Source organism: Pseudomonas sp. UYEF17, assembly GCF_040546125.1.
Classification (GTDB): domain Bacteria; phylum Pseudomonadota; class Gammaproteobacteria; order Pseudomonadales; family Pseudomonadaceae; genus Aquipseudomonas; species Aquipseudomonas putida_Z.
On the sequence record NZ_JBEPNE010000001.1, the window covers coordinates 577,597 to 602,162 of the forward strand.

Annotated in this window: 24 protein-coding genes; 2 read left to right on the forward strand and 22 right to left on the reverse strand. The window is 64.8% G+C overall.

The window, feature by feature from the left end; translation table 11 throughout:
• Positions 1-3: 3 nt before the first annotated feature.
• From ABIB24_RS02640 to ABIB24_RS02650, 3 genes are all read right to left on the reverse strand, one after another.
• Positions 4-246: a hypothetical protein gene (locus ABIB24_RS02640; protein ID WP_085692722.1), complete on the reverse strand. Its 243-nt coding sequence runs from the start codon at positions 244-246 to the stop codon at positions 4-6.
• On the reverse strand, positions 243-986 hold the full coding sequence (locus tag ABIB24_RS02645; RefSeq protein ID WP_274079461.1) for a carbon-nitrogen hydrolase family protein: 744 nt from the start codon (positions 984-986) through the stop codon (positions 243-245). The genes ABIB24_RS02640 and ABIB24_RS02645 overlap by 4 nt, the downstream gene beginning before the upstream one ends.
• Before the next feature lie 76 nt (positions 987-1,062).
• Positions 1,063-1,578: a DUF3016 domain-containing protein gene (locus tag ABIB24_RS02650; RefSeq protein ID WP_085591104.1), complete on the reverse strand. Its 516-nt coding sequence runs from the start codon at positions 1,576-1,578 to the stop codon at positions 1,063-1,065.
• A gap of 75 nt (positions 1,579-1,653) precedes the next feature.
• Between ABIB24_RS02650 and ABIB24_RS02655 the strand changes: the two genes are divergently transcribed.
• Positions 1,654-2,379 (forward strand): metallophosphoesterase, encoded by a 726-nt coding sequence (locus ABIB24_RS02655; protein WP_354316078.1) that lies wholly within the window; start codon positions 1,654-1,656, stop codon positions 2,377-2,379.
• On the opposite strand, the gene ABIB24_RS02660 is transcribed toward ABIB24_RS02655, so the two are convergent.
• Positions 2,327-2,941 (reverse strand): LysE family translocator, encoded by a 615-nt coding sequence (locus tag ABIB24_RS02660; RefSeq protein WP_137164050.1) that lies wholly within the window; start codon positions 2,939-2,941, stop codon positions 2,327-2,329. The genes ABIB24_RS02655 and ABIB24_RS02660 overlap by 53 nt on opposite strands.
• Positions 2,942-3,169: 228 nt before the next feature.
• Entirely contained in the window at positions 3,170-3,979 is an 810-nt protein-coding gene (locus ABIB24_RS02665; protein ID WP_137164049.1) for an AraC family transcriptional regulator, read from the reverse strand.
• Positions 3,980-4,110: 131 nt separating this feature from the next.
• Here ABIB24_RS02665 and ABIB24_RS02670 point away from each other — a divergent pair, with 131 nt between their 5' ends.
• Entirely contained in the window at positions 4,111-4,734 is a 624-nt protein-coding gene (locus ABIB24_RS02670; RefSeq protein WP_137164048.1) for a LysE family translocator, read from the forward strand.
• On the opposite strand, the gene ABIB24_RS02675 is transcribed toward ABIB24_RS02670, so the two are convergent.
• The 17 genes from ABIB24_RS02675 to bamA form a co-directional block, all read right to left on the reverse strand.
• A complete protein-coding gene (locus ABIB24_RS02675) occupies positions 4,731-7,157 on the reverse strand; it encodes an autotransporter family protein (protein WP_354316079.1) in 2,427 nt (808 codons plus the stop codon). The two genes, ABIB24_RS02670 and ABIB24_RS02675, sit on opposite strands and share 4 nt — an antisense overlap.
• Before the next feature lie 98 nt (positions 7,158-7,255).
• Positions 7,256-7,531: a peptidylprolyl isomerase gene (locus ABIB24_RS02680; RefSeq protein ID WP_013972552.1), complete on the reverse strand. Its 276-nt coding sequence runs from the start codon at positions 7,529-7,531 to the stop codon at positions 7,256-7,258.
• Between the two features lie 207 nt (positions 7,532-7,738).
• Positions 7,739-9,691 (reverse strand): acetoacetate--CoA ligase, encoded by a 1,953-nt coding sequence (locus ABIB24_RS02685; protein ID WP_354316080.1) that lies wholly within the window; start codon positions 9,689-9,691, stop codon positions 7,739-7,741.
• A 148-nt stretch (positions 9,692-9,839) separates the two neighbouring features.
• Positions 9,840-10,319, reverse strand: a complete 480-nt coding sequence (eco, locus tag ABIB24_RS02690) for a serine protease inhibitor ecotin (RefSeq protein ID WP_063914771.1) — start codon at positions 10,317-10,319, stop codon at positions 9,840-9,842.
• A 55-nt stretch (positions 10,320-10,374) separates the two neighbouring features.
• Entirely contained in the window at positions 10,375-11,145 is a 771-nt protein-coding gene (gene hbdH, locus ABIB24_RS02695; RefSeq protein ID WP_274079465.1) for a 3-hydroxybutyrate dehydrogenase, read from the reverse strand.
• 10 nt (positions 11,146-11,155) lie between these two features.
• Positions 11,156-12,547 (reverse strand): GntP family permease, encoded by a 1,392-nt coding sequence (locus ABIB24_RS02700; RefSeq protein ID WP_075045288.1) that lies wholly within the window; start codon positions 12,545-12,547, stop codon positions 11,156-11,158.
• 269 nt (positions 12,548-12,816) lie between these two features.
• Entirely contained in the window at positions 12,817-14,199 is a 1,383-nt protein-coding gene (locus ABIB24_RS02705) for a sigma-54 interaction domain-containing protein (RefSeq protein ID WP_137164043.1), read from the reverse strand.
• Positions 14,200-14,339: 140 nt separating this feature from the next.
• Entirely contained in the window at positions 14,340-15,356 is a 1,017-nt protein-coding gene (locus ABIB24_RS02710) for an ABC transporter permease (protein ID WP_354316081.1), read from the reverse strand.
• Positions 15,356-16,414, reverse strand: a complete 1,059-nt coding sequence (locus ABIB24_RS02715) for a microcin C ABC transporter permease YejB (protein ID WP_286918709.1) — start codon at positions 16,412-16,414, stop codon at positions 15,356-15,358. The genes ABIB24_RS02710 and ABIB24_RS02715 overlap by 1 nt, the downstream gene beginning before the upstream one ends.
• On the reverse strand, positions 16,411-18,354 hold the full coding sequence (locus ABIB24_RS02720) for an extracellular solute-binding protein (protein WP_394520151.1): 1,944 nt from the start codon (positions 18,352-18,354) through the stop codon (positions 16,411-16,413). The genes ABIB24_RS02715 and ABIB24_RS02720 overlap by 4 nt, the downstream gene beginning before the upstream one ends.
• A gap of 11 nt (positions 18,355-18,365) precedes the next feature.
• Entirely contained in the window at positions 18,366-18,647 is a 282-nt protein-coding gene (locus tag ABIB24_RS02725; RefSeq protein ID WP_003258780.1) for a peptidylprolyl isomerase, read from the reverse strand.
• A gap of 80 nt (positions 18,648-18,727) precedes the next feature.
• Positions 18,728-19,783 carry a 3-deoxy-7-phosphoheptulonate synthase gene (locus tag ABIB24_RS02730; protein ID WP_025339231.1) on the reverse strand — a complete coding sequence of 352 codons (1,056 nt, stop codon included), beginning with the start codon at positions 19,781-19,783 and terminating at the stop codon, positions 18,728-18,730.
• Positions 19,784-20,338: 555 nt separating this feature from the next.
• Positions 20,339-20,890, reverse strand: a complete 552-nt coding sequence (locus tag ABIB24_RS02735; protein ID WP_137164032.1) for a YbhB/YbcL family Raf kinase inhibitor-like protein — start codon at positions 20,888-20,890, stop codon at positions 20,339-20,341.
• A 48-nt stretch (positions 20,891-20,938) separates the two neighbouring features.
• Entirely contained in the window at positions 20,939-21,247 is a 309-nt protein-coding gene (locus ABIB24_RS02740; RefSeq protein WP_137164031.1) for a hypothetical protein, read from the reverse strand.
• A 146-nt stretch (positions 21,248-21,393) separates the two neighbouring features.
• Positions 21,394-22,359, reverse strand: a complete 966-nt coding sequence (locus ABIB24_RS02745) for an endonuclease (RefSeq protein ID WP_085616401.1) — start codon at positions 22,357-22,359, stop codon at positions 21,394-21,396.
• A gap of 14 nt (positions 22,360-22,373) precedes the next feature.
• The gene (locus ABIB24_RS02750) at positions 22,374-22,757 is read right to left on the reverse strand and encodes a hypothetical protein (RefSeq protein ID WP_137164030.1); all 384 of its coding nucleotides are present in this window, start codon (positions 22,755-22,757) and stop codon (positions 22,374-22,376) included.
• Between the two features lie 222 nt (positions 22,758-22,979).
• Positions 22,980-24,566: outer membrane protein assembly factor BamA (bamA, locus tag ABIB24_RS02755; protein WP_354316082.1), on the reverse strand; the 1,587-nt coding region annotated here is incomplete at its 5' end.

A 24,566-nucleotide genomic window follows, 5' to 3' on the forward strand; every position in this document is an offset into this window, starting at 1 on the left:
GCGTCAGCAGAACCAGCTGGCGACCAGGCAGACCAGCACGGCCAACGCCGAGCCGGCCATCAGGGTGTACTGCCGATGGGCCCGGCGCGCATGGGGCTTGACTGCGCGCAGGTACTCGCCAGGTGTCGGCGCGTCGGGCCGGTGGCGCAAACCCTCGGCCACATCGGCCAGTTGCCCCTGGATCAGCAGACCCGTCAGGTAGTAGGTACAGGCATAGCTCAGCAACGCCAGAAACAGATAGATCATGCCGGGTGTGGGGCCAGGGGCACCGCCATGGCACTGGCGTTGGCGGTGTCCAGCACGATCAGCCCTTCGCTGTGGTCGTCCAGGCTGGCCAGCAAGCGCCCGTGGCTGTCCCAGGCCGCCGAGCCGCCGGCACCAATGAAGGTATCGGCCGGCCCCACGCAGTTGGCCAGCAACACCGTCATGCCCAGCTCACGAGCCACCTCGTGGTAGTGCTGGTAACCCTCGCGGATGCCCTTGGCGGTTTTCGCCACGCTGACCAGGTACAGGTCGGCGCCGTGTTCCCGTGCGGCTGCCGCATGCGCCATGAACATCGATTCGTAGCAGATCGCAGGCGCTACCCGGTGCGCGCCTACCTGCAGCAACAAGGCTTGATCGCCTGGGGTGAACCAGGGCAGTTCATCATCATGCAGGCGCCGCTTGGCATAGGCCTGGCGCGGTGCACCGCGGCTGAGGATTGGCATGCCGATACGAATGCCATCAGGGGTCGGCAGTGGCAGGCCTGCGGCGACGGTGATACCAAGCCGGTCGCAGGCTGCCTGCAGCGGGTCCAGCCGCGTCGAACTGACGGGCAGGGCGGCCTGGCGCGCGAGGGTTGGCTCATAGCCGGTCAGCGACAGTTCGGGAAATACCACCAGTTCGGCGCCAAGGGCCGCGGCCTGTTCGATGCAGGCCAGGTGGCGTTCGAGGTTGGCTTGCACATCGCCCTTGAGCGACGCCAGTTGCACGGCGCACAACTTCATGAAAAACCCTTCCCTGGTACAGGTTGAAGGGCCGAGCATACTACCGGCACCAACGCCTGTACCAGTGAAGGGTTTTTCAGGACGCCGGGTGGACAGCGAAGCGCTGGCGGAACCAGTCGTTGAGCATGGCCTTTTCGGCATACAGGCGGTCGCTGCTGCTCGTGACCCGGCCCGGGCGGCTGAGGTACATCTTGTCGCTGACCCGTTCCTGCGCCTGCTGGTCGGGTTTGCCCGGTTGGCTGAGGGTGTAGCTGAGGTCGATGGTCGGCCAGGTGATTTCGCGCATGTAACGTACATCGTAGGCCTGGCTGTGCCAGGGCTCGAAACGCCCGGCCAGGTCGATGTCGCGAATGTCGATGACCAGTTGCTGGCCAGGTTGCAGGTAGCGTTGGCCAAGCTTCTGCAGGTACTGGGTCAGGGTTTTCATCACATAGGTGTCGGCGCCACGCTCGTACCCGTGGCTGTCGAGGCTGGCATCGCGGAATTTTTCCGGATGCTCGAAACGTACCTCGACCTGCGCGGCCGGGGCACCTTGTGCCATGCTGTCCAGTGACAGCGCCATGAGCACGGCACACACGAGGGCGGTACGCATGATGCACCTCCGGGGCAGATTGCGTGTGCCTCCATTTTACCCCTGGCATGGCGCTACCAGCAGAGGAAGATTGTAATGGCACGGTTTCGGCGTCTGATTGCCAACCTGCGGGGGCGTGACCTGGCGGTGGGCGATATCCATGGTCACTTCCAGCGCCTGCAGCAATGCCTGGATGGGGTGGGGTTCGATCCGGCCGTGGACCGCCTGTTCAGCGTGGGGGACCTGGTCGACCGTGGCCCGGACAGCGAGGCGGCGCTGGAATGGCTGGCGCAGCCTTGGTTCCATGCCGTGCAGGGTAATCATGAGGCCCTGGCAATCACCCGCGTGCGCGGCGGGCGGCTCGATCTGGACATGTATCGCGCCGCCGGGGGTGGCTGGTTTCTTGACCTGCCGCGGGGCGAGCAGTTGCGTTTCGTGGAGCGCTTCGAGCAGTTGCCGATCGCGATAGAGGTTGAAAGTGCAGCGGGCCTGGTAGGGCTGCTGCATGCCGACAGCCCATATGCCGACTGGACGGTGTTGAGGACCTGGCTGGAACTGGATGACGACCCGCAAGTACGGGAGGTGTGCCAATGGTCGCGGCGGCGGTTGAAGGTAGGTGATACCGAGCCCGTGCAGGGCCTGCGTGCCTTGTTGGTGGGCCACACGCCGGTGCTGCAGGCCAAGCTGCTGGGCAACGTCTGGCACCTGGACACCGGTGGCTGGGCCAGTGGCCATTTCACCTTGATGGACATGCGGACCCTGCAACTGGTCAGCCCCAGGCCAGGTGAAACAACAGTGCCGCAGCCAATAGCACCAGCATGACCCCGGAGGCCCGCTCCAGCCAAGGCAGGCAGCGGGCAAAGCGCCGCAGCACCAGCGGGTTGCCGATGGCCACGGCAACCAGCAGGTCCCACAGCAGCACGATGCTGAACATCCACAGGGCACAGGTTGCTTTCCAGGCAAAGCTGGCGCTGGCGACCATGCTGACCAGGCTGGCATAGAACAGCGCATTCTTGGGGTTGAGGATGCCGGACAGGAACCCCATGCCCAATCCCCGCCACCACCCTTGGGCGGTCTGCTTGCCAGCGACTGCGCCCAGGCTGGTTTGCCCGGCATGGCGCAGGAACAGGGTGCCGATGTACAGCAGGTAGCCGGCGCCGGCCAGTTGCAGGGCGGTGAACAGCAGGCTGCCTTCCTGCAGTACCGACAGGCCGGTGAAAGCCATGGCGATGAACACGCCATTGGCCAGGGCGATACCCAGGCAGGCGCCGCTCGCGACGCGCCAGCCGGCGCTGACCGAGGTGCGTGCGACCAGGAAGAAGTCCGGGCCGGGAGAGAGCAGGGCGAGGAAGTGGGCGAGGGCGATGATCAGGAACTGTTGCATTGGGGTGAGGCTGCTCTGGAGGAAAACCTGACTCTGCCCCTTGGCGCTCATGCCGTATTGAACAATATTGCAGGCCTGACCAGCAGGCGCGGTCCCTGTAGGAGCGGCCTTGTGTCGCGATGGGGCGCGAAGCGGCCCCAGGTTTTCAGCTCCGCAGCACAGATTGCCGGGGCTGCTGCGCAGCCCTTTCGCGACACAAGGCCGCTCCTACACAGACCGCGCAGGCCTTCAGTCTCCCCGATACTGCCCCGGTGTCACCCCCACATGGGCCTTGAACACCCGCTGGAAATGGCTTTGGTCGGCAAATCCGAGCCGATAGGCCACCTCCGCCAGGGCCTGCCCTTCACCCAACAATTGCCGCCCACGGTTGACCCGGGCATTGAGCAGGTAGGCATGCGGTGTAAACCCGGTGGCCGCGCGAAATGCGCGAATCAACTGGTAACGCCCAAGCCCGGCCTGCCGGGCCAGTACCGCCAGGCTCAACTGCGCCGGGTCCTGGCCTTCGATGTGCGCAATCAGCCCACTCAACGCGGTCGCCCCCAGGGCCGGTGCCGGTGCCAGCGGCGCGTGCCTGGCAAAGTCCAGGTCACCCAGAAAGGCAATCAGCGCCGCATCCTTCTCACCACTGCTGGCGTTGGAGAACAGCAGACTGTTCATTTCGCAGAACTGCCGATACACCTCCGGCACCTGGCAGATACGTGCCGGCTCGCCGGGCCCGGCACCCTCCAGCCCTGACTCCAGGTGCAGCTGTGCCAGCCAGTCGGCATCCACATGCAGCATCTGGTAGCTCCACGCCTGCCCGGGCTCGGGGTTGCAGGCATGTACCCGGCGGGCCGGGACCAGCACCAGCGTGCCGGGTGACAGGCGTTGCTGGCCGTTGCCGGCACCGGTGAAATGACTGTGGCCGGCGTCCACCACACCGATGGAAAACGTCGGGTGGCTGTGGGCCTTGTAGCAGGCGCGGCTATGGCAGGCGCGGCGGCTTTCGACATGCGGCAGGGCCGGGTCGCGCCACAGCGCGGCATGGGAACGGGGCATCACAGGGTCCTCGGTATGCGCGGCAGCTTATCAGGCGCCGTGCACCCATACAGTTTTTTCCGCTGGCTGTAACTTGACCGCAAGGCCCGCTACCCGCCGAAATAGACGCCTGTTGCCAAAGGAAAACAATAATGGACCTCTCAAGCCTGCTGCTTTTCATCCCCGCCTGCTTCGCCCTGAACATGGCGCCGGGGCCGAACAACCTGCTGTCGCTGCACAATGCCAGCCGTTACGGCCTGCGCACGGCCTGCGTGGCCGGCGGCGGGCGCATCGTCGCCTTCAGCGGCATGATCGCCCTGGCGGCCATGGGCCTGGCAGTGGTGCTGCACACCAGCGAATACCTGTTCCTGACCATCAAGGTGGTGGGGGCGGCGTACCTGTTCTATATCGCCTGGCAACTGTGGCGGGCACCGGTGGGCGAGGCTGTGCTGGCAAGCGATCACCCACGCGGTACCTGGCGCCTGGCACGTCAGGAGTTCTGGGTGGCAGCTGGTAACCCGAAGGCAATCCTGATCTTCACCGCCTTCCTGCCGCAGTTCGTCTCGGTCGGCAGCGCCACCCCGGTGAGCGAGCAGTTCCTCTGGCTGGGAGTGTTGTTCCTGTTGCTGGAATGGGCCGCCATCGCCATCTACGCCGGCCTGGGGGCGTACCTGCAGCGCTGGTTCAGCCAGCCCGGCCCACGTCGGTTGTTCAACCGGGTCAGCGCCTCATTGCTGGGCTGCGCCGGCCTCGGGCTGTTGGCTGCGCGGCGCTAAAACTGCCAGCGCACACCCAGGTTCACGCCGCTGGCTTCTTGCTGGCGGCTGTCCAGGTTGGCGGTGTACTGCACGCCGCCATGCAGGCTCAGCGCTTCGTTGACCTGCGCTACCACGCCGCTTTCAAGTTGCACCGAGGTATAGCGGTAATCGGTCTTGATCTTGTCGACGCCATCGAAGGTCAAGGTATCGCGGCCACCGTCGCCGTGCCACAGGTTGACTTGCGCATAGGGTTGCAACAGGCGGTCGCTGCTGCCTTTGAAGGCCCCCTCGAGCCGAACCCCCAACCGGCCGGTCAGCTCGACCTGGGCGTCGTGGCTAATGTGCGAGACGCTATCGCTGGCGCTGTCGAGCGAGACTTCTTGCGCGATCAACTGAGCCTGCGGCTCCAGTACCCAGCGGTCGGACAGGGCAATGGGATAGCCGGACTCCAGTGAAGCGGTCCAGGCGTGGCCGTCGATGTTCAGCTTGTAACCCCGGTCTGAACGCGCCCGGCCATCCAGGTGGGTGTACTGCAGCACGGCGTCGAGGTAGCCGCCTTGCGGTCCGACCAGCGTCCAGTAGGCGCCGACGCTGTCGCCATCAAGCCCCAGGTCACCGACGCTGCGGTTCTCCACGGCGAGGGCGAAGCCTTTGACGTCGGCGTCCAGGCGGCTATGGCTGACATAGATACCGACATGCTGGCGGTATCCGCTGTCGCCAACCTTGGCGTACAGGTCCTGGCCCACCTTGAAGCCGTACAGGTCGCCATTCAGGCTCGGGCTGACCGTGCCGCTCCATTGCTGACGTAACGCGCCGCCGTAGGTTTGCCCCCAACTGGCGGGCAGGGCGCCGTCACCCTGCAGCAGCTGCTGGTCGCCCTGACGCTGGTGGAACGTGCCCAGTGCCTGGCGGGCGATGATCGCGGCGCCCTGTGGCGCTGCGGCATACACCGCAACTTCCGGGCGATACAGCGGCAGGCTTTCGCCTTGCACCGGTGCTGGCAGGTCGACCTGGCCGGGCGCCGGGGCCGCGACAGGCGGGGTAGCGGCGGGTGCGATCACCACTGGCTCGCCCGGTTGCGTTGGCTGTGTCGGCTCGCCCGGTTCCGGCGCAGGGGCCAAAGCGGGTGGCGCAACCAGGGTGGAGCGCAGGTACCAGCTGTTTTCACTGCCTGCAGTCACGCCGCCCTTGAACAACCGGTAGTCGTAGGCCCCGGCTGAAAGGGTCTGGGTCTGGACAAATGCGGTGGCCGTGCTGACCGCGCCGTCACGCGCTTCAACGACTTGAATGCCGTTCTGCGCGGTGGTTGCACCGGCGCCATCGAGGTTGTTGATGAGCAGCTGGGTAGAGCCGCCAATCGCACCACGGCTGACCACCAGGCGATCGGAGGCAGCGCCGTCGCCGGCCAGCACGCTGTTCAGGCGCAGGGTGCCATTGTTGCCGGTGTAGTCGCCCTGGATGGTCAGGCGGCCCTGAGCGTCGTTGCCGCGGCTCAGGTCTATGGTGCCGGCGTTTACCACGGATGCCTTGCTGCCATTCTGGATGCTGACAATGCTGCCGTGGCGACTGATCAGTGTGCTGGTCGCGTCAATTTGCAGGGTACCGGTCCCCGTGGCTGCGGCTATCGGTGGCTGATCGGAGCCCAGGTCACCCAGGGCCAAGCTGTCGTTCAGGGTCAACTGGCTGCCCTGGTTCAGGTTGATGGACTCCCAGTTGACATACAAGGCACCCTGATCGACCTTGGCTTGCTGAAACGTCAGGGTATCCGTGCCCGTACCGCCGTCCAACAGCACTGTTGAACTGCTCAAGTCGAGTGTGCTGACAGTGGCCGTGTCATTGTCGGCGCCCATGTCGACTTTCTTGCCGATCTTGCCGCTCGTCCAGTTGAGTTTATCCTTGCCCTGGCCGGCACGTATCTCGCCTTTCAGATCGACGCCTTTGACATTGATCTCGTCGTCGCCGCTGCTGGTACGGAGGTCTCCACCGATGGTGCCGCCAGTCAGGATGTAAGTATCGTTGCCAAGGCCGCTGACCACGTTGGCAACAACGATGGTTTCTACACCAAGGTTTTCGGACATTTCGAGGAAGTTATCAGCCATCTTGAGGTCGATACGGCGAATGCTGCCGCCCTTGAACCAGACATTGTCGCCATCTTCGAAGGCATCCTTGATGATACCCCCGGTCATGACGAATTCGTCCGTGGCACCGCCTTGATTGAGCGACCCTAGTTCGCCACCAGACATGTTGAACGTGTCCTGCCCCTCGCCTTGGTGCAACGACGTGACCTTGCCGCCGGTGATGATGAACTGATCTGCAGCTGACGTCTGAACGATGGCGTCCAGGTCGTCGCCTGCTGCAACGGTCAGGGATTGGGCATGAGACAGCAAAGGCAAAGTGAGCAGAGGGAGTGCGGCAGGCAGAAGCAGGCGAGGGCAGCGCATAGACAAGTCTCCAAGTCCATTAGAAGGGCCACTGCCTGAGTTGTATGTTTTGTACGGTAAGGGGACAACTGGCAAAAATGTCAGGTGGCCCGGGGCTATCAGTCGCGGTAGAACGTCTGCACCAGGTGATAACCGAACTTGCTCTTGATCGGCCCGTGCACCACGCGCAGGGGCTTCTTGAAGATCACCTGGTCGATGGCGCCGACCATCTGCCCGGGGCGGATTTCACCCAGGTCGCCGCCACGCTTGCCCGAAGGGCAGGTGGAGAACTTTTTTGCGAGCACATCGAAAGCCTCGCCGTTGGCGATGCGCTGCTTGAGCTTTTCGGCTTCGTCAGCGGTCTTGACCAGGATGTGGCGGGCTTGGGCTTTCATGGGGTACCTGTGCTTCGGGGGCGAAAAAGGTGGGCATTATGCCTCATAGTATTGTGCTGAGGCGATTACGCGTCCTTGTAGGAGCGGCCTTGTGTCGCGATGGGGCGCGAAGCGGCCCCAGGTTTTCAGCTTCGCAGCACAGGTTGCCGGGGCCGCTTCGCGCCCCATCGCGACACAAGGCCGCTCCTACAGGGACGGTTACAAGGGTCAGGTTTGCAACTCCTCCCGATCCCGGAACTGCTCCAGCGCCTCGGGGTTGGCCAGGGCATCGGTGTTCTTCACCGGCAAGCCATGCACCACATTGCGAATCGCCAACTCCACCAGCTTGCCGCTGATGGTACGTGGGATGTCATCGACCTGGGCGATCACCGCCGGTACATGGCGGGGCGTGGTGTACTGGCGGATCACCTGGCGGATGTGCTGGCGCAGGGCCTCATCCAGCTGCAGGCCGTCACGCAGGCGAACGAACAGCACCACCCGCACGTCGCCTTGCCAGTCCTGGCCGATGGCCACGCTTTCCAGCACCTGCTCGACCTTTTCCACCTGGCGGTAGATCTCCGCCGTGCCAATGCGCACCCCCCCGGGGTTGAGCACGGCATCGGAGCGGCCATGAATCACCAGCCCGCCATCAGAACGTTGTTCGGCATAGTCGCCCTGGGCCCACACCCCCGGGTACTGGCTGAAGTAGGCGTCGTGATAGCGGCTGCCGTCCGTATCCTTCCAGAACCCCAGCGGCATCGACGGGAAGTTGCGCGTGCACACCAGCTCGCCTTTTTCGCCCTGCACCGGCTGGCCATGCTCGTTCCACACTTCCACCGCCATGCCCAGGCCCTTGCACTGGATCTCGCCACGGCGCACTGGCAGGGTCGGGTTGCCCAGCACGAAGCAGGAGACGATATCGGTGCCGCCGGACATCGACGCCAGGCACAGGTCGGCCTTGATCTTGCGGTACACGTAGTCGTAGCTGTGTGGCGACAGCGGCGAGCCGGTGGACAGCAGCAGGCGCAAGCGTTCCAGGCGGTGGCTTGCCGCAGGTTCGAGGCCCGCCTGCTCCAACGCCGCCAAGTACTTGGCGCTGGTACCGAAGGCCTGGATGCCCTCGGCGTCGATCAGGTCCAGCAGCCGCTCGGGGCCGGGATGGAACGGCGAGCCGTCGTACAGCACCAGCGTGGCGCCCACCGCCAGGCCGCTGGCCAGCCAGTTCCACATCATCCAGCCGCAAGTGGTGTAGTAGAACAGTACGTCATCGGCCTTCAGATCGTTGTGCAGGCCATGTTCCTTCAGGTGCTGCAACAACACGCCGCCGGCGCGGTGGACGATGCACTTGGGCACACCGGTGGTGCCGCTGGAATACAGGATGTACAGCGGGTGGTCGAAGGGCAGCGGGGTGAAGCGGGGCTCGCCGCCGGGCTGAAAGAACTCGTCCCACAGGCTGACGTTGGCGGCCTGGAATTCGTCGGCGCGCGTCCCGCTGCGGGTATGGGGCACCACGATCAGCTGTTGAAGCCCGGGCAGCTGCGCGCACACCTGGTTGACCTTGTCCACCTGGTCGATGGCCTTGCCGGCGTACTGGTACCCGGCACAGGCGATCAGCAGCTTGGGCTCGATCTGGCCGAAGCGGTCGATGATGCCGTGTACGCCAAACTCGGGCGAGGAGCTGGACCACACCGCACCGAGGCTGGTGCAGGCAAGCATGGCGACCAGTGTCTGCCAGGTATTGGGCATGACCGCGGCTACCCGGTCGCCGGGGACGATGCCGGCGGCCTTGAAGGCTGTTTGCAGGCCGGCCACCTGGGCCGCCAGCTGGGCATGGGTGAACAGCTGGCGTTGGCCGTCTTCGCGCACGGCGACCAGGGCCGGGCGGTCGTCGCGGCGGCGCAGCAGGTGTTCGGCGAAGTTGAGGGTGGCGTTGCTGAACCACTGGGCATCGGGCATCTGCGGCCCTTCGCTGAGCACCTGGCTCGGCGGGGTATGCCAGTGAACGTGGAAATAGTCGGCAAGGGTTTGCCAGAAGGCAGGGCGCTGCTCGATGCTCCAGCGGTGCAGCGCCTGGTAGTCGTCGAGTTGCAGGTTGTAGCGCAGGTTGACCCGGCGGCGGAAGGCATCCATCCGGCTGGCCTCGATCTGCGCCGTGGAGGGGCGCCAGAGCACATCGTTCATGCCGAACCTCCAGATGATCATTTGGATTCGAGGGCGCCTTCGCGGGCTCGCCCGCTCCCACAGGTACAGCGTAGATGTCCAGCCTGGTGATAGCCTGTAGGAGCGGGCGTGCCCGCGAAGAAGCCCCCTGACAGCAGGGGCTTGCGCGTTACTCTACTTTAGCCTTTTGCACGTCCTGCGACGCGGTCCAGACGCGGTAGCGCACTTCGACGTCCTTGGGCACATACACCACCACCGGCAGCTTGCTGTTGTAGCGCAGCATGAACCCTTCACCGACCACTGGCACGAAGGCCTCGGTCTTCTTGCCATCGGGGCAGGCCATCAGCGTGCTGACCGGGCCGCTGACCTTGTCCAGGCGGTAGTAGCTGTAGCCCCAGCCTTCCAAGGTACGTTCCTCCAGGCTGCCGCCCAGGCGCTGGCGATTGCAGTCCACCTTCAGGGTCTTGCCAGCGAGGATTTCCAGTTGATAGGCCGACTCATCAGCCTGGGCCGGCAGGTGGATGACCTGCCGGGTGAAGCCTTTTTCCGCCTCGGGGTAGGGCGCGACGTCCTTCAGGCTGGCTGCCATCGCAGGTGCGGCGGCAGCCAGGGTCAGGGCCAGGATCGCGGTCATCGGGGTTGGGCGCATAGGGCCTCCTTGCAGATAAACGAATGCAAGACCGTCACCAGGCCCAGGCCGCCCGTCACTGGGCCAACCAGCCACCATCGACATTCCAGGCGGCACCGCGAACCTGGCTACCGGCCTCGCTGCACAGGAATAGTACCAGCTCACCCAGGTGTTCGGGGGTGACGAAGGCCAACGATGGCTGTTTTTCTGCCAGCAGATCGTGCTGCGCTTGCAGCGGATCGCCACCGTTGGCAGCACGATCGTCGATCTGCTTCTGCACCAGCGGGGTCAACACCCAGCCGGGGCAGATGGCATTGCAGGTGACGTTGCTGGTGGCGGTTTCCAGGCCCACCACCTTGGTCAGGCCGACCACGCCGTGCTTGGCCGCCACATAGGCCGCCTTACCGGTGGAGCCGACCAGGCCGTGCACCGAGGCGATGTTGATGATGCGCCCCCAGTTGCGCGCTCGCATGCCGGGCAGGGCCACGCGCGTACCATGGAACACGGCCGACAGGTTGAGGGCGATGATCTTGTCCCAGCTTTCCAGCGGGAACTGCTCCACCGGCGCCACGTGCTGGATACCGGCGTTGTTGACCAGGATGTCGACGCCGCCGAACTCGCGCTCGGCCAGGGCGAACAGCGCTTCGATCTGGGCCACGTCCGACAGGTCGGCCGGGTGATGGACTGCCTTCACCCCGTGCCGGGCGATCTCGGCCAGCGCCGGGCCAGGGTCGCCGAAGCCGTTGAGCACGATGTTGGCGCCTGCGCGGGCCAGCACCTGGGCAATGCCCAGGCCGATGCCGCTGGTGGAACCGGTGACGAGTGCGGTCTTGCCTTTGAGGGTCATGCAAAGCTCCTTAGACGATGCCGGTGGCGTAGAACGTGGCGATGACCACGAACACCGCCAGGGTCTTGATCAGGGTAATACCGAAAATGTCCTTGTAGGCCTCGCGGTGGGTCAGCCCGGTCACGGCCAGCAGGGTGATGACCGCACCGTTGTGCGGCAGGGTGTCCATGCCCCCGCTGGCCATGGCGGCCACCCGGTGCAGCACTTCGAGCGGGATGTTGGCGGCATTGGCGGCGGCGATGAAGCTGTCGCCCATGGCCGCCAGGGCGATGCTCATGCCGCCCGAGGCAGAGCCGGTGATGCCGGCCAGCAAGGTCACGGTGATGGCTTCGTTGACCAGTGGGTTGGGGATGCCGCGCAGGGCGTCGGCCAATACCAGAAAGCCCGGCAGCGAGGCGATCACCGCGCCAAAGCCGTATTCCGAGGCGGTGTTCATGGCCGCCAGCAAGGCGCCGCCCACGGCGCTTTTGGTGCCTTCGGCCAGGCGGGTGCGGATGGCGCCGAAGGCACACACCAGCACCATCAGGATGCCCACCAGCAACGCCGCCTGCACCGCCCAGATGGCCGTGAGCTTGGCCACATCGCTTTGCACCGGCGCGCTCATGCCGGGCAGTTGCAGGCTGTGGCTGGGGCCGTACCACTGCGGGATCCAGTGGGTGAACAGCAGGTTCATCACCCCCACCAGCAGCAGCGGCGACAGGGCCAGCCAAGGGTTGGGCAGCGCCAGGTCGGCAGCGGTTTCCGGTTCGTTGCGCAAGTCGCTGCCATAGCCTTCACCGGCGCGCTGGGCCTTGTTGCGCTGGCGCTGCAGGTAGGCCATGCCGGTGCAGAACACGAACAGTGTGCCGATCAGGCCCAGCCAGGGCGCGGCCCAGGCGGTGGTGTTGAAGAAGGTGCTGGGGATGATGTTCTGGATCTGCGGGGTGCCGGGCAGGGCATCCATGGTGAACGAGAACGCGCCCAGGGCGATGGTTGCCGGGATCAGGCGCTTGGGGATATTGCTCTGGCGGAACATCTCGGCGGCGAACGGGTACACCGCGAACACCACCACGAACAGCGACACGCCGCCGTAGGTGAGCAGGGCGCAGACCAGCACGATCACCAGCATCGCCTGGCGGGTGCCGAGCACGCGGATGGCGGCGGCGACGATCGAGCGCGAGAAGCCGGACAGCTCGATCAGCTTGCCGAACACGGCGCCCAGCAGGAACACCGGGAAGTAGAGCTTGATGAAGCCGACCATTTTCTCCATGAACACCCCGGTGAATGCGGGGGCCACGGCAGACGGGTCGGTGAGCAGTACCGCCCCGAGGGCGGCGATGGGGGCGAAGAGGATTACGCTGTAGCCGCGGTAGGCAGCCAGCATCAGCAGGGCCAGAGCGGCTAGGGCGATGAGCACGGTCATCGGGGTGGGTCTCCTGGGTGAGTCTTGTTTTTATCGGTGAGCAGGAGAAAGCGGGAATCGTGCCAGTTTTTAACTCATTGATTTATATAGGTATTTTGTTTTCTACTGAATTTTTGTCTCTGTCTTGAGATTTTGGGGCCGCTTTGCGGCCCATCGCGACACAAGGCCGCTCCTACAAGTGCAACGCGATCTCCTGTAGGAGCGGCCTTGTGTCGCGATCGGGGGCAAAGCCCTCGCGGCAATCTCAAAATGGAAACATAAGTCTCCAATCAGAGACCAAGCGCTACCATCTTCTTGTACAAGGTCGATCGCCCCAACCCTAATGCTGCCGCAGTCTCTGGCACATTTCCCTCATGCTCAGCCAACGCTTCGGCAATCAGCCTGCGTTCAAACTGCTCGCACGCTTCTCGGTAAGTCTGACGCCCGGGTTCCGCCGCCACCGGGCTCAACGGCCCCAATGCCGCCCGTAGATCCGCCACCCCCAACCGCGGTTGATCCGTCAGCAGCGTGGCCCGCTCCAGCACATTGCGCAGCTCGCGAATGTTCCCCGGCCATGCATGCCGCGCCAATAGCTGCTGCGCTTCGGCCTCGAGCTCATACTGGCTGCCCAGTTCCCCCAGGATGGCCTCGCACAGTGCCGGCAGGTCCTCCAGCCGTTGCCGCAGTGGCGGCACCTCGATCGGCAGCACATTCAGCCGGTAATACAGGTCGGCGCGGAATGCCCCGCGGGCGATGGCGGCCTGCAGGTCGATGGAGGTGGCGGCAATGATGCGTACATCACTGCGCAGCATCTGGTTCGAGCCTACCGGCTCGTACTCCTTCTCCTGCAACACCCGCAGCAGCTTGCTCTGCAGGGCCAGCGGCATGTCGCCGATCTCGTCGAGGAACAGCGTGCCGCCTTCGGCCAGTTGCAGCTTGCCGCTGCGGCCCTTGCGATCGGCGCCGGTAAAGGCGCCGGGGGCGGTGCCGAAGAATTCGGCTTCCAGCAGCGTCTCGGGGATCGCCGCACTGTTGATGCTGACAAACGCCTTGTGCGCCCGCGCCGACGCCGCATGGATGGCATGGGCCAGCAGTTCCTTGCCGGTGCCGGTTTCGCCCAGCAGCAGCACCGGCGAATCACTGCTTGCGCCACGCCGGGCGCGGCGCTTGGCCTCCAGGCTGGCGGCGCTGCTGCCGACGAACTGGGCGAAGCTGTACTTGGCCTGGCGGGCGCGCAATTGCGAGCGGGTCGAGGCCAGCTCCTGCTGCATGCTGGAGTAGCGTTTGAGCAGTGGCGACAGGCTGCGCAACTCATCGAACAGGGCGAAGCCGATGGCGCCGATCAGCGCGCCCTGGTCGTCGTGGATGGGCAGGCGCATTACCACCAGCGGCTCGTTCGGGGTGTCGAGCATGTCCAGCAGGATTGGCCGGCCATTGCTCACTACTTCGCGCATCAGGCTGCCCGGGATCACCGCCTCGCATGGCTGGCCGATGGCGCTGGCGGCGTCGGCCAGGCCAAAGCGCCGGGCGTAGCGCTCGTTCATCCAGACGATGCGCGCCTGGCGATCGACGATTACCGTGCCCTCGCTGGACTGCTCGATGATCTCGAACAACGAGCGGATCGCCAGTTGCCGTACCTGGGGGTAGTCCTTGAGGCTGTCGCTGTCGTGCATGGGTAGAAATCCTGAAATCTGTGTAAGCAGGGCCGGCCTTTTCGCGGGCTTGCCCGCTCCCACAGGGTCACCACAAATCCTGAGGACTGCGGGGTACCTGTGGGAGCGGGCAAGCCCGCGAAGAGGCCAGACCTGAAAACCTATCCCCTGGGGTCGAGCGCCTCGCGCAAGGCATCCCCGATAAACACCAGCAGCGACAGGATCACCGCCAGCGCAAAGAACGCGGTAAAGCCCAGCCACGGCGCCTCCAGGTGCTGTTTGCCCTGGGTCACCAGCTCTCCCAGCGAAGCACTCCCGGCCGGCATGCCGAAACCAAGAAAATCCAGCGCAGTCAGGGTGGTGATCGCCCCGGTCAGCATGAACGGCACATAGGTCAGCGTTGCGTTCATGGCATTGGGCAGGATGTGCCGCAGCATTACCTGGCTGTCTGGCAACCCCAGCGCCCTTGCGGCCTTCACGTACTCCAGGTTGCGACCGCGCAGGAACTCGGCGCGCACCACATCGACCAGGGTCAGCCAGGAGAACAGCGCCATGATCCCCAGCAGCCACCAGAAGTCCGGCTCGACGAACCCGCTGAGGATGATCAGCAGGTACAGCACCGGCAACCCCGACCACACCTCCAGTAGGCGCTGGCCGACCAGGTCGACCCAGCCGCCGTGGTAGCCCTGCAAAGCACCGGCCGCCACCCCGATCAGCACGCTGACCACGGTCAGGGCGAAGGCGAACAGCAAGGATACCCGGGTGCCATACAGCACCCGGGCCAGCACATCGCGGCCCTGGTCGTCGGTACCCAGCCAGTTGCTCGCGCTTGGCGGGCTGGGGGTGGGTACCTGCAGGTCGTAGTTGGGGGTATCGGCGCTGAACGGGATGGGGGCGAACAGCATCCAGCCACCTTGCTGCTCGATCAGCTGGCGTACATAGGCGCTGCGGTAGTCTGGCTGGAACGGCAGCTGGCCGCCGAACTGCTGCTCGGTGTAGCGCTTTAGCGCCGGTACGTACAGGTCGCCCTTGTAGCCCAGCAGCAGCGGTTTGTCGTTGGCCACCAGCTCGGCACACAGGCTCAGTAGCAGAAGGGCGGCGAACAGCCACAGCGAAACCCAGCCGAGGCGGTTGCGGCGAAAGCGTTGCAGGCGACGACGCGAGATCGGTGAAAGCATCAGCGCGCCCTCGTGTCGAAGTCGATACGCGGGTCGAGCAGGGTGTACGACAGGTCACCGATCAGGCGGATCAGCAGGCCCGCCAGGGTGAAGATGAACAGCGTGCCGAACACCACCGGGTAATCCCGCGCCACGGCCGCCTCGTAACTCATGCGGCCCAGGCCATCGAGCGAGAAGATCACCTCGATCAGCAACGAGCCGGCGAAGAACACCGTGATCAACGCCTGCGGCAACCCGGCCACCACCAGCAGCATGGCATTGCGCAGCACGTGGCCATACAGCACCCGGCGTTCGCTCAGGCCCTTGGCGCGGGCGGTAACCACGTATTGCCGGGAAATTTCGTCGAGGAAGGCGTTTTTGGTCAGCAGCGTCAGGGTGGCGAAGCCGCCGATCACCAGGGCGCCGACCGGCAGCACCAGGTGCCAGAAGTAGTCGGCGACCTTGCCCAGCAGGCTGAGCTCGTCGAAGTTGTCCGAGACCAGGCCGCGCACCGGGAACCAGCTGAGCGAGGTGCCGCCGGCGAACAGCACGATCAGCAGCAGGGCGAACAGGAACGAGGGCAGGGCATAGCCGACCACGATCAGTGCACTGCTCCAGGCATCGAAGCGGCTGCCATGGCGCACTGCCTTGCGGATGCCCAGCGGGATCGACACCAGGTAGGTGATCAGCGTGGCCCAGAAGCCCAGCGACAGGGTGACCGGCAACTTGTCGAGGATCAGGTCGGTGACCTTGGCGCCGCGGAAGAAGCTGTTGCCGAAGTCCAGCCGGGCGTATTGGCCCAGCATCAACCACAGGCGCTCGGGGGCGGACTTGTCGAAGCCGTACTGGCGCTTGATCTCCTCGATCAGTTTCGGGTCCAGGCCACGGGTGGCCCGTGACTCGCCATGCACCACCTCGGCTCGGGCACCGGGAGCGCCGCCGCCGATGCCTTGCAGGCGTGCCACCGCCTGCTCCACCGGACCACCCGGCGCGGCCTGGACAATGGCAAAGTTGACCAGCAGGATCGCCAGCAGGGTGGGAATGATCAGCAACAGGCGGCGCAGAATGTAGGTGGTCATGGCGAGGATTTCCGGCGCTCGGCCATTTGCGCGTTGGTCAGCGCGGTGGGGCTGACTTCCCACCAGGTGTCCAGGCCTTCGTCATAGGCAGCCTGGACCTTGGGCAGGCCGAAGCGGTTCCACCAGGCAGTGGAGCTGCCCGGTGGGTAGTAGTTGGGGATCCAGTAGTAGTTCCATTGCAGCACCCGGTCCAGGGCATGGGCGTGGTGCAGCATGTCGGCCTGGGTGTCGGCGCGCACCAGGCCGTCGATCAGGCGGTCCACGGCAGGGTCCTGCAGCACCATCAGGTTGTTCGACCCAGGGTCGTGGGCCGCTGCCGAGCCAAAATAGTTGTACAGCTCGGCGCCGGGCGACAGGGTGACCGGGTAGCCAGTGACGATCATGTCGTAGTCACGTGCCATCAGGCGGTTGACGTACTGGGCCGAATCGACGTTGCGGATGTCCAGGGTCACGCCAATCTGTGCCAGGTTGCGCTTCCACGGCAGCAGCAGGCGCTCCATGCCTGCCTGGCCGTTGAGGAAGGTGAACGCCAGCGGCGTGCCCTGGCTGTTCACCAGGCGGTCGCCTTCAGGGCGCCAGCCCGCTTGCTCGAGCAGCGCCAGTGCCTGCAGCTGCTGCTTGCGGATGATCCCCGAACCATCGGTGACCGGGGCGGTGAACACGGTGCTGAAGACTTCGTCCGGCACCTTGCCGCGCAACGGTTCGAGCAGTTTCAACTCGCCGGCATCCGGCAGTTGGCGGGCGGCCAGCGGGGTATTGGAGAAAACACTCTGCTGGCGGATGTACATGTTGCGCATCATCTGCCGGTTGCTCCACTCGTAGTCCCACAGCATGCCCAGCGCCTGGCGCACGCGACGGTCCTTGAACTGCGGCCGGTCGAGGTTGAACACGAAGCCCTGGGCAACCTGCGGTTTGGCCGGGCCCAGGTGGGCACGCTGCAGGCGGCCGTCGTCCAGTTGCGCGCCGTTGTAGCCCAGCGTGTAGGCGGTGGCGGAGAATTCTCGGTTGTAGTCGTAGCCGCCGCCTTTGAGCACCTGCCGCGCCACTTCGGTATCACCGAAGTACTCGATGCGCAGCTTGTCGAAATTGTAGCGGCCACGGCTGACCGGCAGATCGCGCGCCCACCAGTTGGCGTCGCGCTCGAAGGTGATGCTGCGGCCGTTGTCGATGCGCCCGATACGGTACGGCCCGCTGCCGACCGGCTTGTCGAAGCCGGCGCCGTTGGCAAAATCGCGCTGCTGCCAGTCGTGTTCGGGCAGAACCGGCAGGCTGGCGAGGTCCAGCGGCAGGGTGCGGCCGTGGTCGGGCTTGAAGTCGAAGCGCACGCTGTGCGGGCTTTCCACGATGACGCCGGCAACATCGGCGAACTGGGTGCGGTACTTGAGGCTGCCCTTGCTCATCAGCAGCTCGAAGGTAAAGCGTACGTCCTCGGCGCGCACCGGCTTGCCATCGGCGAAGGTGGCGCGCGGGTCGATCTCGAACCGCAGCCAGGCATCCTCCGGGCCGCGCTCCATGCGCCGGGCGATCAGGCCGTAGACAGTGTAGGGTTCATCGAACGAGCGCACGGCCAGTGGCGCGTACAGCAGGCCATCGACCTCGCTGACACCGATGCCTTTGTCGATGTACGGCAGGATATGGTCGAACTGGCCGATCTCGATGGCCGAGCGGCGCAGGATGCCGCCTTTGGGGGCGTCGGGGTTGACGTAGTCGAAATGCTGGAAGCCGGCGTTGTAGCGGGGGGCTTCGCCGTAGACGGTGAGGGCGTGGGTGGGTGCAGCCTGACTATTGAAGGAAAAACAAAGCAGAAAAAGGTAACACAGGGCCTGTGGGAGCGGGTTCACCCGCGAAAGCGCCAGATCAGGCAACGACGTTGCGTGAACGGACGCATTCGCGGGTAAAGCGCAGCGGCGCACCGCCGCTCCCACAGGGGACATGAGCAGCTATTGGCTACTTAGTCCTGGCGGCTGGTCACTTCCAGCAGGTGGTAGCCGAACTGGGTCTTCACCGGGCCTTGCACGGTATTGACCGGGGCGCTGAACACCACGGTGTCGAACTCCTTGACCATCTGGCCCGGGCCGAACGAGCCCAGGTCACCGCCCTGGCGGCTGGACGGGCAGGTGGAGTTGGCTTTGGCGATTTCAGCGAAGTCGGCGCCTGCTTCGATCTGGGCTTTCAGTTCGTTGCATTTCTCTTCGCTGCTGACCAGGATGTGGCGGGCGGTTGCACGGGCCATGGGTACTGCTCCTTGGGGTAAAAAAGGCAAGCCTAGCGCACTTGTCCGGGGTATGTCTCGCCAGGCTTGCATCCCGCTACCTAGAGTTTTTGTGCCGCCTCGCGCAACAGGGTTTCGGTCGAAGCCCAGCCCAGGCAACCGTCGGTGATCGACACGCCGTATTTCAGCGCGCCCTTGCCCAGCGCCTGGCAGCCGTCGAACAGGTGCCCTTCGATCATCACGCCGACGATCGAACGGTCGCCGGCCAGGCGCTGCTCCAGCACATCGTTGAAAACCGCCGGCTGGCGCGCCGGGTCCTTGCCGCTGTTGGCATGGCTGCAATCGACCATGATCCGCGCCTGCAGCCCGGCCTTGGCCAGCGCCTGGCGGGCCATGGCGATGCTGTTGGCGTCAAAGTTCGGGCCCTTGTGGCCGCCGCGCAGCACCAGGTGGGTGTCCGCGTTGCCCAAGGTCTCGATGATGGCCGGGTAGCCCTGCGCATCCATGCCGAAGTGGCGGTGCGGGTGGGCGGCGCTGCGCATGGCGTCGCTGGCGATGGCGATGCCGCCGTCGGTGCCGTTCTTGAAGCCGACCGGCAGCTCCAGGCCACTGACCATTTCGCGGTGGATCTGCGACTCGGTGGTGCGCGCGCCAATCGCGGCCCAGGCCAGAAGGTCATCGAAGTAGCCGGCGGCCATTGGCTGCAGCAGTTCGGTGGCAACCGGCAGGCCGCGTTCGATCATGTTCAGCATCAGCCCGCGGGACAGGGCGATGCCGGCGTGCATGTCGTCGCTGCCATCGAGGTGCGGGTCGTAGGCCAGGCCTTTCCAGCCGACCGTGGTGCGGGGTTTTTCGACGTAGGCGCGCATCACCAGCAGCAGCTTGTCGTCGACTTCGCGGCTGAGGGCGGCCAGGCGGTCGGCGTATTCCAGGGCCGAGCGCGGGTCGTGGATCGAGCACGGGCCAACGATCACCAGCAGGCGCTGGTCGCGGCCTTCGAGGATGTCGCGGATGGCCTGGCGGTGGGCATGGACTTGCTGGGTAAGTTCGCTGGACAGCGGCATTTGCTGTTTGAGCAGGTGCGGGCTGGGCAGACGCTGGCTGACGGTGGTGTTGGCGGCTTGCGGCTGGGTCAGGGCGAGGCTGGAAGCTTGCATGGCGTTTTTTCCCTGGGCGGACGGCGGGTTCTGGCCCGCATGGTCGGCCCTATCGAGGTGTTCGACAGATCGTTGAATTCGTATTGGCTGCTGCATTGCCACCTGTGGAAGACCGAACGGAGGCGGCAGGCTGGCCCGAACGGGATTGGCTAAATCGCCAGGCGTAGGTGTTTGCGTAGTAATAAGTGGCGTAGTTCATGAATCTGTCCTCAATGTGAATCGGTGTTGTTCAAAGGCCTGAAAAGCAAAACCCCCGGTCGGGGAGCCGACCGGGGGTTTGAGTATTCTCATGTTCGGCGGCCCCTCGAAGGTGGGCGCCGTGTGGGTATCGGCGCCTAGTGGCTAAACCAATACCCAAAGTAATAGCTGGCAGGTGCCACGCAGCCGGCAACGGCCAGCACAGGGCGCAGGCTGCGACCGGTGTGGTTGGCGTGGTTGCGGGTGTGTTTCGGCATGTTGCTCTCCAGTGAATGAGCCCGAGCTTACTTCAGTTCGGCCGGGCCATTCAATGGATAAATGCTATGGGGGTGATCAATTGTTTTTGTACCGCACGGTTCAATGGCCATAGCGCCCGACCAGGCTCTGCGCCCCTAGCGCGTGGCCTTGCAGCAGTTGCAGCAGGCCGCTGCGGTCCAGGCCTTCGGGCAGGGTGCCCAATGGCAGGTCGGTGGCGATCAGTGTTAGTGCGTAGTGGTGCGGGTTGTCGCCGGCGGGTGGGCAGGGGCCGCGGTAGCTGAGCGAGCCCCGCGAGTTGCGCCCCACGGTCACGCCTTGCCCGGTCAGCCCGGCGACGCCTTCCTTCAGCCCATCCTGGGCCGGGTCGATGTTGTAGGCGATCCAGTGGACCACGCCAATGCCCTTGCCGCCGTCCGGGTCGAACATGATCAGGGCCAGCGACTGGGTGCCTGCGGGGAGGTTGTCCCAGCTCAGTTGCGGGGTGCGCTCTTCGCCGGCACCACAGGCTGGGTCCGGGCCAACCTGTTGCAAGGCGATCACGCCGCCATCGGTGAACGACGATGAGCTGATCGACAGTGCGCCCTGGCCACCAGCGACGGCCAAGGCGCTGCACGGCAGCAGGGCGGCGAGCAGCCAGGGTTTGAGGTTCATGGTGAATCCTTGGCAGGGCGTTCCGGCGCAGTGTAGCCCAGCCCGGCCTCAATGGCTGTCCTGATCCTCGGCGGTGCCACCGGTGTGCCCGGCGCCGGAGCCGGTGGCTTCGCCGGTGCTGTTGGAGCCGCCAGCCGCTCCGTCCGCGGCATCGCTATTGCTGCCGGTGTCGCTGCTGTCGTTGGCTTTGCTGCTGCCTGGGCTGTTGACGCTGCTGTCTTCGCCGGCGGTCTTGCCACCGTACTGGTCGGTTTGCGGGCGGCTGTCGGTGTCTGTGTCGGTGGCGGCGAAGCTGGTGCCAGTGACGCTGGCCAGGGCAAGGGCAAGGCACAGTGAGAGTGGGCGAATGCGGATCATGGAACGTCTCCTTTGCGGATGATCTGTCATTCGTTGGGCTGGGGGCGGGGAGTGGGGTGCCGTCTGGGCGACGGATGGTCATTGTTGCGGGCTGCCGTGCAGCCCGCTCGGTTGCAAAGGGGCCGCGCAGGCCCCGAGGAAGGTGATCAGCGGCAGTTGCCCGCCTTGCGATAACCCGCTGCCTGCGCCTCACCCTCTGTGGCGAAGGTGACCTGGTTCTTCGCGGTGACCTGGGTATAGCCCGGGCAGCCGACGGAAAGGTGATAGACGTGGCTGTTGCGGTTGCCAAGCACCGCCCCCACCGACCCGGCACTGGCCAGGCTCGGCTTGGCCTCTGGCTTGGCAGCCTTCGCCGGCACCGCTTGCACCACGCCACTGCCGACTGGCTTGTAGTTGGCGGTCCATTTGCGTTCCCCGGTCACGAAGGGGTTGGCATGGCCCATGATCGCGGCAATGCGCCGGTCACGCTCTTTCTCCCAGGCCGACACCGGGTGCTGTTTGTCCCAGGCCATCAGCAACTGCTGCTGTTGGCGCGACATGCTCAGCTTGTAACGGTCGTACATGTAGAAGGTGGTGCGGGCGACCAGGCCTTTCACTTCGTCACGTGGTTCGGCAGCACGCTGCACGAAGTCGACCTTGGTGGAGCACTGCCCGTATTGCCCTGCATTGCCAGCAACCATGCCGTAGTTGAAATTGCTGCGGTCGCCGTTGACCTCGCCCACTGCCGGGTACAGGTTGAACAGGTCGGCCTCCATGGCGCGGAACACCGGGTCGTCATCCACGCAATGCTCGCGGCCACCGTTCTTCCAGCACTGGCGCTGGTTGCCGAAGGTGTAGGCCGGCACGATGTGCTCCCATTCGGTGCGTTCGGCGCGGTTCTGCTGCTTGCGGGTCTGGTAGCCGCAAGAGGCGGCATCGATACGCCCGCCAGACTTGCCCACCCAGGCCCATTTGCAACCGCAGTACAGGTCGCCCATGGCACTGCTGGCCTGGTCCATGTACACCTTCTGCTTGGCCACCACCTTGGCTTCGGTGAAGGTCGCCGGTGGGCTGGCAAGGGCGGGCAGGGTAAAGGAAAACAGTAAGGATACGGCGTAAAGCAGTGATTTCATGGAGAAAACATATTTCAGGTTGGGGCATGCATTGTAATCATTTCCTTGGGGCTGGCCAGCTCGCTGATCCACACCAGTGGGCGGCGCGGGTCGTCGCTGCCCATGCTGCTGAACGTGGCCGAGTCGAACATGGCCTTGAGTTGGGTGGCCATGCGCAGCAGGCGCTCGATGAAGCCGGTGCCGACGGCGCCGGTGTCCTCCAGGGAAACACCGCTCTGGTTGTGCTGGATTGCCAGGTGGTAGTGGCTGACCCCGGCACCGTTGCCACTGCCGCCCAGCACCACGGTGAAGCGCGGGCCGAGCAGCCCGGCCAGGCGCTGCTGGACCAGGTCGAGTAGCGCGACCGGGACTTCGTCGGGGCGCAGTGAAGTGGGGAAGCATGGTGTGAAGGGTGGCATGGGCATGTCCTGCTGGGCGGGGTACGAGTCCTGGCCAGCTTAAGCAAGGTCACTGTCAACTTGGGTTAAGCAGGGGTAAAAGCGGGTAATGCTCAACACCAGCTCGGTGCGGTCGCTGTAGGAGCAGCCTTGCGCTGCGAAGAGGCTAGTCATGCCTCTACATTTCCGTCGGCCGTGCTGGCCTCTTCGCAGCACAAGGCTGCTCCTACACGGAGTCAGGCATCAGAAGGTCTGGCCCAGCGAGAACTGGAAGATCTGGGTTTCTGCCCCATCCGGCTTCTTCAGCGGTGCCGCCAGGCTGAAACTCAACGGCCCCATTGGGCTGTACCAGGTCACGCCAACCCCCAGCGACACGGCCATCTGTGCCAGGTCCACGCTGCCGCAGCCCTGGGTGGTCGACAGGTAGCAGGTGTCGGCGTACACGTTGCCGGCATCGACGAACACCGAGCTGCGCAGCTGGCTCTGATCCTTCACGAACGGCAACGGGAAGATGTATTCGGCGCCGCCGGCAATCAGGATGTTGCCGCCCAGCACGTCGGTGTCACGGTCGGAGTAATAGGCCTGCCCGGCGCTGGCGTAGGTGCCGGTGGCCGGGGTATTGCGCGGGCCGAGGCTGCCGTCTTTGAACCCGCGCACCGAACCCAGCCCACCTGCGGTGTAGCTTTCATAGAACGGCAGCCCGTCGGTGGAACCGTAGCCGTTGCCGTAGCCCAGGCTGGTATGCAGGCGCAGCGAGGTGTTGCTGGTTAGCGGCAGGTAGGTCTGGCCGCTGTAGTCCAGCTTGTAGAACGACAGGTCGCTGCCAGGGGTGGTGGCCATCAGCGTCAGGCTCTGCGAGTGGCCGCGGGTAGCCAGCACGCCTTTGTTCAAGGTCGATTCCGACCAGCCGATCGAGGCCTTGAGGTTGTTGAAACTCTTGCCTTCGCGGGCGATGAAGTCGTAGATCTCGTCGGCGCTGTAGGTGCCGGGCGAGATATTGTCGTGCTGCAGGGTCAGGCCATAGGTCAGGCGCGAGGTTTCGTTGATCGGGTAGCCAAAGCTGACCCCGGCACCGTAGCTGTCGATCGCATAATAGGACACGCCGTCGTCGTAGTAATCGCTGTAGTCGGTGCTGTTGTAGAACAGGTTGTAGCCCAGGCTGACGCCATCGGCGGTGAAGTAGGGGTCGGTGAAGCCGAAGTTGTACTTGGTCTGGTACTCGCTGCGGGTCAGGCCGATGGACACCTTGTTACCGGTACCGAGGAAGTTGCTCTGGCTGATCGAGCCACCGAGGATCAGGCCGGCGCTCTGGGCGAAACCGACGCTGGCGGTGATCGAGCCGGAGGCCTGCTCCTCGACGCTGTAGTTGACGTCGACCTGGTCGTCGGTGCCCGGCACCGGCGGGGTCTCGATGTTCACTTCCTTGAAGAAGCCCAGACGCTCCAGACGGGTCTTGGACTGGTCGATCAGGTAGGTCGAGGCCCAGCCGCCTTCCATCTGGCGCATTTCGCGACGCAGCACTTCGTCTTCGGTCTTGGTGTTGCCGCGGTAGTTGATGCGGTTGACGTAGGCACGCTTGCCCGGGTCGACCACGAACATGATGTCGACGGTGTGGTCTTCATCGTTCGGCTGCGGCACGCCGTTGACGTTGGCGAAGGTGTAGCCTTCGTTACCCAGGCGGCGGGTGATCAGCTCGGAGGTGCTGGTCATCACCTTGCGCGAGAACACCTGGCCGGGCTGCACCAGCAGCAGCGACTTGACCTGGTCTTCCGGCACCTTCAGGTCACCGGACAGCTTGACGTCGCGGACGGTGTACTTCTCGCCTTCGTT

Excerpts from the sequence above, each read along its gene's own strand:
- ABIB24_RS02640 (WP_085692722.1), bottom strand. The coding sequence starts at position 246 with ATGATCTATCTGTTTCTGGCGTTGCTGAGCTATGCCTGTACCTACTAC.
- ABIB24_RS02645 (WP_274079461.1), bottom strand. The coding sequence starts at position 986 with ATGAAGTTGTGCGCCGTGCAACTGGCGTCGCTCAAGGGCGATGTGCAA.
- ABIB24_RS02650 (WP_085591104.1), bottom strand. The coding sequence starts at position 1,578 with ATGCGTACCGCCCTCGTGTGTGCCGTGCTCATGGCGCTGTCACTGGAC.
- ABIB24_RS02655 (WP_354316078.1), top strand. The coding sequence starts at position 1,654 with ATGGCACGGTTTCGGCGTCTGATTGCCAACCTGCGGGGGCGTGACCTG.
- ABIB24_RS02660 (WP_137164050.1), bottom strand. The coding sequence starts at position 2,941 with ATGCAACAGTTCCTGATCATCGCCCTCGCCCACTTCCTCGCCCTGCTC.
- ABIB24_RS02665 (WP_137164049.1), bottom strand. The coding sequence starts at position 3,979 with ATGCCCCGTTCCCATGCCGCGCTGTGGCGCGACCCGGCCCTGCCGCAT.
- ABIB24_RS02670 (WP_137164048.1), top strand. The coding sequence starts at position 4,111 with ATGGACCTCTCAAGCCTGCTGCTTTTCATCCCCGCCTGCTTCGCCCTG.
- ABIB24_RS02675 (WP_354316079.1), bottom strand. The coding sequence starts at position 7,157 with ATGCGCTGCCCTCGCCTGCTTCTGCCTGCCGCACTCCCTCTGCTCACT.
- ABIB24_RS02680 (WP_013972552.1), bottom strand. The coding sequence starts at position 7,531 with ATGAAAGCCCAAGCCCGCCACATCCTGGTCAAGACCGCTGACGAAGCC.
- ABIB24_RS02685 (WP_354316080.1), bottom strand. The coding sequence starts at position 9,691 with ATGAACGATGTGCTCTGGCGCCCCTCCACGGCGCAGATCGAGGCCAGC.
- eco (WP_063914771.1), bottom strand. The coding sequence starts at position 10,319 with ATGCGCCCAACCCCGATGACCGCGATCCTGGCCCTGACCCTGGCTGCC.
- hbdH (WP_274079465.1), bottom strand. The coding sequence starts at position 11,145 with ATGACCCTCAAAGGCAAGACCGCACTCGTCACCGGTTCCACCAGCGGC.
- ABIB24_RS02700 (WP_075045288.1), bottom strand. The coding sequence starts at position 12,547 with ATGACCGTGCTCATCGCCCTAGCCGCTCTGGCCCTGCTGATGCTGGCT.
- ABIB24_RS02705 (WP_137164043.1), bottom strand. The coding sequence starts at position 14,199 with ATGCACGACAGCGACAGCCTCAAGGACTACCCCCAGGTACGGCAACTG.
- ABIB24_RS02710 (WP_354316081.1), bottom strand. The coding sequence starts at position 15,356 with ATGCTTTCACCGATCTCGCGTCGTCGCCTGCAACGCTTTCGCCGCAAC.
- ABIB24_RS02715 (WP_286918709.1), bottom strand. The coding sequence starts at position 16,414 with ATGACCACCTACATTCTGCGCCGCCTGTTGCTGATCATTCCCACCCTG.
- ABIB24_RS02725 (WP_003258780.1), bottom strand. The coding sequence starts at position 18,647 with ATGGCCCGTGCAACCGCCCGCCACATCCTGGTCAGCAGCGAAGAGAAA.
- ABIB24_RS02730 (WP_025339231.1), bottom strand. The coding sequence starts at position 19,783 with ATGCAAGCTTCCAGCCTCGCCCTGACCCAGCCGCAAGCCGCCAACACC.
- ABIB24_RS02735 (WP_137164032.1), bottom strand. The coding sequence starts at position 20,890 with ATGAACCTCAAACCCTGGCTGCTCGCCGCCCTGCTGCCGTGCAGCGCC.
- ABIB24_RS02740 (WP_137164031.1), bottom strand. The coding sequence starts at position 21,247 with ATGATCCGCATTCGCCCACTCTCACTGTGCCTTGCCCTTGCCCTGGCC.
- ABIB24_RS02745 (WP_085616401.1), bottom strand. The coding sequence starts at position 22,359 with ATGAAATCACTGCTTTACGCCGTATCCTTACTGTTTTCCTTTACCCTG.
- ABIB24_RS02750 (WP_137164030.1), bottom strand. The coding sequence starts at position 22,757 with ATGCCACCCTTCACACCATGCTTCCCCACTTCACTGCGCCCCGACGAA.